The organism is Chlamydiota bacterium (assembly GCA_012729785.1).
In the GTDB taxonomy this organism is placed as follows: domain Bacteria; phylum Auribacterota; class Tritonobacteria; order UBA1439; family UBA1439; genus UBA1439.
In genome coordinates, this window is sequence record JAAYCL010000021.1 from 64,481 (window position 1) to 71,875 (window position 7,395).

At 69.0% G+C, this 7,395-nt stretch carries 7 protein-coding genes; 6 read left to right on the forward strand and 1 reads right to left on the reverse strand.

Annotation, left to right across the window (positions count from 1 at the left end):
• Positions 1–13 precede the first annotated feature (13 nt).
• From GXY35_04730 to der, 6 genes are all read left to right on the forward strand, one after another.
• A complete protein-coding gene (locus tag GXY35_04730) occupies positions 14–769 on the forward strand; it encodes a 2-oxoglutarate oxidoreductase (protein NLW93889.1) in 756 nt (251 codons plus the stop codon).
• Between the two features lie 16 nt (positions 770–785).
• The gene (locus GXY35_04735) at positions 786–1,379 is read left to right on the forward strand and encodes a 2-oxoacid:ferredoxin oxidoreductase subunit gamma (protein NLW93890.1); all 594 of its coding nucleotides are present in this window, start codon (positions 786–788) and stop codon (positions 1,377–1,379) included.
• Positions 1,376–2,746 (forward strand): glutamate--tRNA ligase, encoded by a 1,371-nt coding sequence (locus GXY35_04740; GenBank protein NLW93891.1) that lies wholly within the window; start codon positions 1,376–1,378, stop codon positions 2,744–2,746. The genes GXY35_04735 and GXY35_04740 overlap by 4 nt, the downstream gene beginning before the upstream one ends.
• Complete coding sequence (locus tag GXY35_04745) at positions 2,743–4,458, forward strand: glutamine--tRNA ligase/YqeY domain fusion protein (GenBank protein ID NLW93892.1); 1,716 nt, start codon at positions 2,743–2,745, stop codon at positions 4,456–4,458. Before GXY35_04740 ends, GXY35_04745 begins: the two co-directional genes overlap by 4 nt.
• Before the next feature lie 164 nt (positions 4,459–4,622).
• The gene (locus GXY35_04750) at positions 4,623–5,177 is read left to right on the forward strand and encodes a CDP-alcohol phosphatidyltransferase family protein (protein NLW93893.1); all 555 of its coding nucleotides are present in this window, start codon (positions 4,623–4,625) and stop codon (positions 5,175–5,177) included.
• Between the two features lie 40 nt (positions 5,178–5,217).
• Positions 5,218–6,516: a ribosome biogenesis GTPase Der gene (der, locus tag GXY35_04755; protein ID NLW93894.1), complete on the forward strand. Its 1,299-nt coding sequence runs from the start codon at positions 5,218–5,220 to the stop codon at positions 6,514–6,516.
• Positions 6,517–6,639: 123 nt separating this feature from the next.
• On the opposite strand, the gene GXY35_04760 is transcribed toward der, so the two are convergent.
• On the reverse strand, positions 6,640–7,395 hold a 756-nt coding region (locus GXY35_04760), incomplete at its 5' end, for a hypothetical protein (GenBank protein ID NLW93895.1).

Below are 7,395 nucleotides of genomic sequence, written 5' to 3' on the forward strand. Positions count from 1 at the left end.
GAAGGATGCCTGAATGAAACGCGGGACGGCGCGGCCGAAAAGCCTCAGGGACGTCGAGACGCACTACTGCGCCGGCTGCGGGCACGGGATCGTTCATCGGCTGATCGCCGAGGCGGTCGACGAGCTCGGCATTCGCGAGCGCGTGGTGGGCATCGCCCCCGTCGGCTGCGCGGTGCTCGCCTACGACTACTTCAACTTCGACGTGAGCGAGGCGGCGCACGGGCGGGCCCCCGCGGTCGCCACGGGGATGAAGCGCGCGCGTCCGGATCTGATCGTCTTCTCCTACCAGGGGGACGGGGACCTCGCCGCTATCGGGATGGCGGAGATCATCCACGCGGCGAACCGCGGGGAGGGGATCACCGTCTTCTTCGTCAACAACGCGGTCTACGGGATGACCGGTGGCCAGATGGCCCCGACCACGATGCTCGGGCAGAAGACCATGACCTCGCCCCGCGGCCGCGCGGCCGCGCATGAGGGGAACCCGATACGGGTCGCCGAGCTCCTCGCGCAGTTCGACGGGGTGAAGTTCGTGGAGCGCTGCACCGTCTCCAAGCCCAAGAACGTCGCCAAGACGAAGGCCGCGATCAAGCTCGCCCTGCGGCTGCAGGTCGAGGGGAAGGGGTTCGGTTTCGTCGAGATCCTCTCGCCGTGCCCCACCTACTGGGGGCTCCAGCCGCGCGTGGCGATGAAGATGATCGACGAGAAGATGACCGAGGTGTTCCCGCTCGGGCGGTTCAAGTACGTTTGCCCCGAGGGGGAGGGAAGATGACGCCGGGGAGGCGGGGATGAAGGAAGAGCGGGTCATCATCGCCGGCTTCGGCGGGCAGGGGATCATGTTCATGGGGAAGCTCCTCTGCTACGCGGGGATGCTGGAGGGGAAACAGGTCACCTACATGCCCTCCTACGGGGCGGAGGTCCGCGGCGGGACCGCCTACTGCAACGTGATCATCTCCGCCGAAGAGATCGCCTCGCCGGTCGTCGCCGAACCGACCTCCGCGATCATCATGAACCTCCCGTCGCTCGTCAAGTTCGAGCCGATGCTCCTGAAGAAGGGGCTCCTCGTCGTGAATTCGTCCCTCGTCTCCCGGCCCCCGAAACGCAAGGACCTCGAGGTGATCGCCATCCAGGCCACGGGCATCGCCGACGGCCTCGGGAATACCCGCGTGGCCAACATGGTCGCCCTGGGGGCGTACCTGGCCAAGCGCGATAGCGTCGGGATCGAAACCGCCCTCGCCGCGGTCGAGGAGATGCTCCCCCCCTACCGCCAGCACCTCGTCGAGATCAATCGCCGGGCGCTGCGCGAGGGGAAGGGGTTTGTCGAGTCCCGGAGCTCCGACGCCCTCTGGAGCAAGATCAGCCGCGGCTTCGGGTTCGGATGACCGTGAACCCGTCTCCCGCCGCCCCGCCGCGCGTCCGCTTCGCCCCCAGCCCGACCGGGCACCTCCATATCGGGGGCGCACGGACGGCGCTCTTCAACTGGCTCTTCGCGCGCCGCCTCGGCGGGACCTTCATCCTCCGCATCGAAGACACCGACCTCCAGCGCTCGACGCGGGAGTCGGTGGACGCCATCATCGACAACCTCCGTTGGCTCGGGCTCGACTGGGACGAGGGGCCGATCCTCCAGTCCGGCCGCTTCCCCCTCTACGCCCCGCAGGCCGAGCGCCTGGTCGCGGAGGGGAGGGCGTACCGCTCCGACGACAGGAAGGGCGCGAAACAGGCCGTCATTTTGAAGAAGCCGGAGCGGGAGATCGCGGTGGACGACATCGTCCACGGAAGGATGGTCTTCTCCCCCGACGCGGTCGGCGACCTTGTGCTGATGAAGTCCGACGGCACCCCGACCTACAACTTCGCCTGCGTGGTCGACGACGCGGCGATGGGGATCACGCACATCATCCGCGGCGACGACCATGTGAGCAACACCCCCAAGCAACTCCTCCTGTACGAGGCGCTCGGGCTTCCCGTCCCGCTCTTCGCGCACGTGCCGCTCATCATGGGCCCCGACGGGTCGCGCCTGAGCAAACGGCACGGGGCGACCTCCGTCGGGCAGTTCCGCGAGGAGGGGATCCTCCCCGAGGCGCTCGTGAACTTCCTCGCCCTCCTCGGCTGGTCCCCCGGCGACGACCGCGAGATCATGTCGCTTTCGGAGCTGATCGCGGCCTTCTCGCTCGAGCGGGTGAACAAGAAGAGCGCGGTCTTCGACACGAAGAAGCTCGAGTGGCTGAACATGCAGTACTTCAAGAAGCGGTCGGCGGAGGAGATCGCGCGCATGGCGCTGCCGCACCTGGCGGCGTACGGCCTGGAGCCCGGCGCGGTCTCCCCGGGGCGGCTGGAGGAGGTGGTCCGCCTGCTCGGGGAGAGGTTCAGGACGCTCCGGGACCTTGCGGACAAGGCGCACTACTTCTTTGCCGACGCGCCGAACATCGATCCGGCGGCGTTCCGGAAGCATATCCGCAGGGAGGGCTCCGCGGAGATCCTCGCGGACGTGGCCGCCCGGTTGGAGGCGCTCGACGGCTTCACCCCGGAGGCGATCGAGCGCGAACTGCGCGCCGTGAGCGCCGCGCGCGGCGTGAAGGCGGGGGCGGTGATGCAGCCGGTGCGCGTGGCGGTGTGCGGGCGCGCGGAGACGCCAAGCATCTTCGAGACGCTGGTCCTCGTCGGGAAGGAGAAGGTCCTCGGCCGTCTGCGGCGGGCCCCCCTCCTCGAAATCCCCGACGGGGCCCCGGAAGGGGAGCGGCGGGCGCCATGAACGCCACCGGCAACGGCCGTCTCCCGGAAGGCGCCCCCCCTCCGCGGGATTTCATCCGCCAGATCGTCGCGGAGGATCTGGCCTCCGGGAAACACGGCGGCCGGGTCGTGACGCGCTTCCCCCCCGAGCCGAACGGCTACCTCCATATCGGGCACGCGAAGTCGATCTGCCTCAACTTCGGCATCGCCGCCGAGAACGGCGGGAGGTGCCACCTCCGCTTCGACGACACCAACCCCGCGAAGGAGGATGTCGAGTACGTCGAGTCCATCCTGCGCGACGTGCGCTGGCTCGGCTTCGACTGGGGCCCGCACCTGTACTACGCCTCCGACTACTTCGAACGGCTCTACGGCTTCGCCGTGGAGCTCGTCCGGCGGGGGAAGGCGTACGTGGACAGCTTGAGCGCGGATGAGATACGGAGGCACCGGGGGACGCTCACCGAGCCCGGCCGGGAGAGCCCGTTCCGCACCCGCTCCGTGGAGGAGAACCTCGACCTGTTCGGCCGGATGCGGCGGGGGGAGTTCCCCGACGGCGCGCACGTCCTCCGCGCGAAGATCGACATGGCGTCTCCGAATTTGAACATGCGCGACCCGACGATCTACCGGATCAGGCGCCAGACGCACCACCGCACCGGGGATGCGTGGTGCATCTACCCGATGTACGACTTCGCGCACTGCCTCTCCGACTCGATCGAGGGGATTACGCACTCGATCTGCACGCTGGAGTTCGAGGACCACCGCCCGCTCTACGACTGGTTCCTCGACGCCCTTGAAACCGGCTGCCACCCGCAGCAGATCGAGTTCGCCCGCCTCAACGTGAGCCACACCATCCTCTCCAAGCGCCGTCTCCTCGCGCTCGTGCAGGAGGGGCGCGTCTCGGGCTGGGACGATCCGCGGATGCCCACGCTCTCGGGCTTGCGGAGGCGCGGTTGCACCCCCGAGGCGATACGGAGCTTCTGCGAGCGGATCGGCGTGGCGAAGACCGACAGCACGGTGGAGATCGCCCTGTTCGAGCACTGCCTCCGCGACGACCTGAACCGGCGCGCCGCCCGTCGGATGGCGGTGCTGCGGCCCCTTCGCGTGGTCGTGGAGAACTACCCCGAGGGGACCACGGAGGAGCTCGACGCCGTGAACAACCCCGAGGATCCGTCCGCGGGGACGCGGAGGATCCCGTTCTCGCGGGTCATCTACGTCGAGCGGGACGATTTCAGGGAACAGCCGCCGAAGAAGTACCACCGCCTCTCGCCGGGCGCCGAGGTGCGCCTGCGGTACGGCTACCTCGTCACCTGCACCGGGTTCACGAAGGACCCGCGCACCGGGGAGGTGACGGAGCTCCGGTGCCGGTACGATCCCGCCACGCGCGGCGGGCACGCGCCCGACGGCCGAAAGGTCAAGGGGACGATCCACTGGCTCTCGGCCGCCCACGCCGTTTCGGCGGAGGCGCGCCTCTACGACCACCTCTTCACGGCGGAGGACCCGTCGGGGGGAGGGGAGGGAACGGACTGGAGGACGTGCCTGAATCCGGCCTCGCGGGAGATCGTGACCGGGTGCCTCGTCGAACCGGCCCTCCTCGGCGCCGCGCCGGGGGAGACGTTCCAGTTCGAGCGGCTGGGCTACTTCTGCGTCGACCCCGACTCCGCCCCCGGGAAACCGGTCTTCAACCGGACCGTGGCGCTCCGCGACACCTGGGGCAGGATCGAGAAGGCGCAACGGTAGCGCGGGGCGTCGCTGCCCATGCCGCGGGCGGATGTTCAATCGCGATGCAAGAGCGGGTGCACAAGAACTGCGACGCGTGCGTAAGTGTATGACCCCAATTCTGCAAGGGGCTTTGACGTAAGTGTATAGTTGAGATCTGACCCCAATTCTGCAAGGGGCTCCGCATGTTGAATCTTCCGAACCTGATCACGCTCATACGGATCGTGCTGATCCCCTGTTTCGTCGCGTTGCTGCTGCGCTACCGGGAGACGGGCGAGGAAATGTTCCGGTGGCTGGCGTTCGCGGCGTTCGTCGCCGCCGCGGCGAGCGACGCGTTCGACGGGATGATCGCGCGGATGCAGGACAGGAAGACCGTGTTGGGGTCGTACCTCGACCCCCTCGCCGACAAGCTGCTGCTGCTCGCGGCGGTCGTGGTTCTCAGCGTGCCGATGGGACGCCTGGAGAGGCTCCCGAGCTGGTTCCCGGTGCTCGTGCTCAGCCGCGACCTGCTCATCGCGCTCGGTTCCCTCCTGGTTCACATGCTGTGCGGCTCGTTGACCCCGCGCCCGAGCGTCGCGGGGAAATGCGCGACGACGCTCCAGATGGTCACCTGCGCCTGGGTCCTCTGCGGATGGCCGTACCACGAGATCTTCTTGTACCCCGCCGCCGCCCTCACGGTCGTCTCCGGGGTCGGGTACGCGCGGGACGGCCTGCGGCAGTTCCAGGGGGTCGGCGGCTGAGCGGGGGGGACGCGGTCCGCCCGAGGAAGGTGAGATCCCCATGCGAACGGTCGCCCTCGCCGGAAGGCCCAACGTCGGCAAGTCCGCCCTCTTCAACCGGCTCGCGGGGAAACGGATCGCCATCGTCGATTCCACCTACGGGATGACGCGCGACCGGATCTGCGCCACGGCGGAGTGGGGGGGGCGGCGCTTCACCGTCGTGGACACGGGCGGCATCGACTTCGACTCCTCCGACACGCTCCGGGGGATGGCCCGCCGCCAGGCGCAGCTCGCGATCGAGCAGGCCGACACCGTCCTTTTCGTCGCGGACGCGATCGAGGGGCTCGTGCCGCTCGACAGGGAGATCGCCGCCTTGCTGCGCGCGGCCGGGAAGCGCGTCATCGTCGCCGTGAACAAGGCCGACAACGAGGCCTCCGCGGCTGCCGCGGGTGAGTTCCACCGCCTCGGCTTTCCGGACGTCTTCCCCGTCTCCGCGACGCACGGGAGGGGGATGGACGCCCTTCTCGACGCCCTCGTCGAAACGCTCGTCGAGGACGAAGAGGAGGAGGTGCGGGAGACGCTCCGGGTCGCCGTCCTGGGAAGGCCGAACGTCGGAAAGTCCTCGTGGGTCAATGCCGTTCTCCGCGAGGAGCGGATGATCGTGGACGGGGTGCCGGGGACGACCCGCGATGCGGTCGACACGCGGGCGTCATGGCGGGGGAAGGTGCTCACCCTGATCGACACCGCGGGGATCCGCAGGGAAGGAAAACTCAGGGAGGCGGCGGAGTACTACAGTCTCACGCGGACCCGCGCGAGCCTGAAACGGTGCGACGCCGCCCTGATGCTGCTCGACGCCCTCGAGGGCGTCACGGTGCAGGACGAGAAGCTCGCCCGCTCCATCCTCGACGAGGGGCGGGGGTGCGTCCTCGGCGTCAATAAGTGGGATCTTGTCCGCGGCGGGGACACCCGGCGTTATCGCGAGACGCTCTGGGGCAGGATGCGGTTCTTCAACCACGTCCCCGTGGTCTTCCTCTCCGCGAAACTCGGGCGGGGGATAGGGCGCTCCCTCGACGCCCTCTTCCTTGTGCGGGAGCAGACCGAGCGGCGGGTGGGGACGCCGGTCCTCAACAGGATCCTGCACCAGGCGTGGGAACGCACCCCCCCCGCCTCGCTGAAGGGGAAGCGGTGTCGGCTCTACTACGCCGCGCAGACCGGCGTGAGACCGCCCGCGTTTTCCCTCTTCGTCAACAACCGCGATCTCCTGGCCGACCAGTATGCCCAGTACCTCTCCAGCACCCTCCGCCGCGCCTTCGGATTCGAAGGCGCGCCCCTGCGCCTGAAATTCAAGAATCGCCGTTAGCGCCGCGCCGGGGCGATGGCGAACCTTGCGACCAGGCGGAAGATAACGCAACAACGCGGTCCGCAGCGCCTCCGGCGCCGCGGACCGCGTTGAAACCTGATCCTTCCGAGCTCTCCTGTCCCGCTACCCGGTGATCTCCAGACCCTTCAGGTCGCAGCCAATCGCCTTCGAGAGATCCACGGGGGATCCCGCGGGCACCAGCACCGCCCCGACCGTCCAGATGCCCTCGGCGGTGCCGGGGCAGATCGTGTGCGTGAACAGGGTGCCGCACCAGACGTTCGGCAATCCCCGCACGCCGGCGACGTAGGGGACGTAACCCGGAACGGCCCCGCCGTCGGGCCGCACCGAGTAGATCTTCCCCGCCGGATCCCGCACGAGGACGTACCCGTCGAAGACGCTCGAAGGGGCGATCGGAGGTATGCAGGCCGAGGCCTTGACCTCGATGTTCGGCGCGGCGGTCTTCCTGTCGAGCGTCAGCTCCACGTCGGAGGGGGGGGCGGTCGGCTCGGGCGTCGGGGTGGGTTGGGGGGGCGCCTTGGTGGGCGTGGCCGTCGGCGGGACCGGCGTCTCCGTCGGTTTGGGCGTCTCGGTTGCCGTGGGCTCCGGCGTCTCGGTTGCCGTGGGTTCCGGCGTCTCGGTTGCCGTGGGTTCCGGCGTCTCGGTTGCCGTGGGTTCCGGCGTCTCGGTTGCCGTGGGCTCCGGCGTCTCGGTTGCCGTGGGTTCCGGCGTCTCGGTTGCCGTGGGTTCCGGCGTCTCGGTTGCCGTGGGCTCCGGCGTCTCCGTGGGCGTGCAGGTCGGCGTCTCCGTGGGATCACCGAACGTGTAGAAGGTGCCGCACTCACCACCTATGTGGAGCGAACCGAGCGCCGCGGAGGCGGA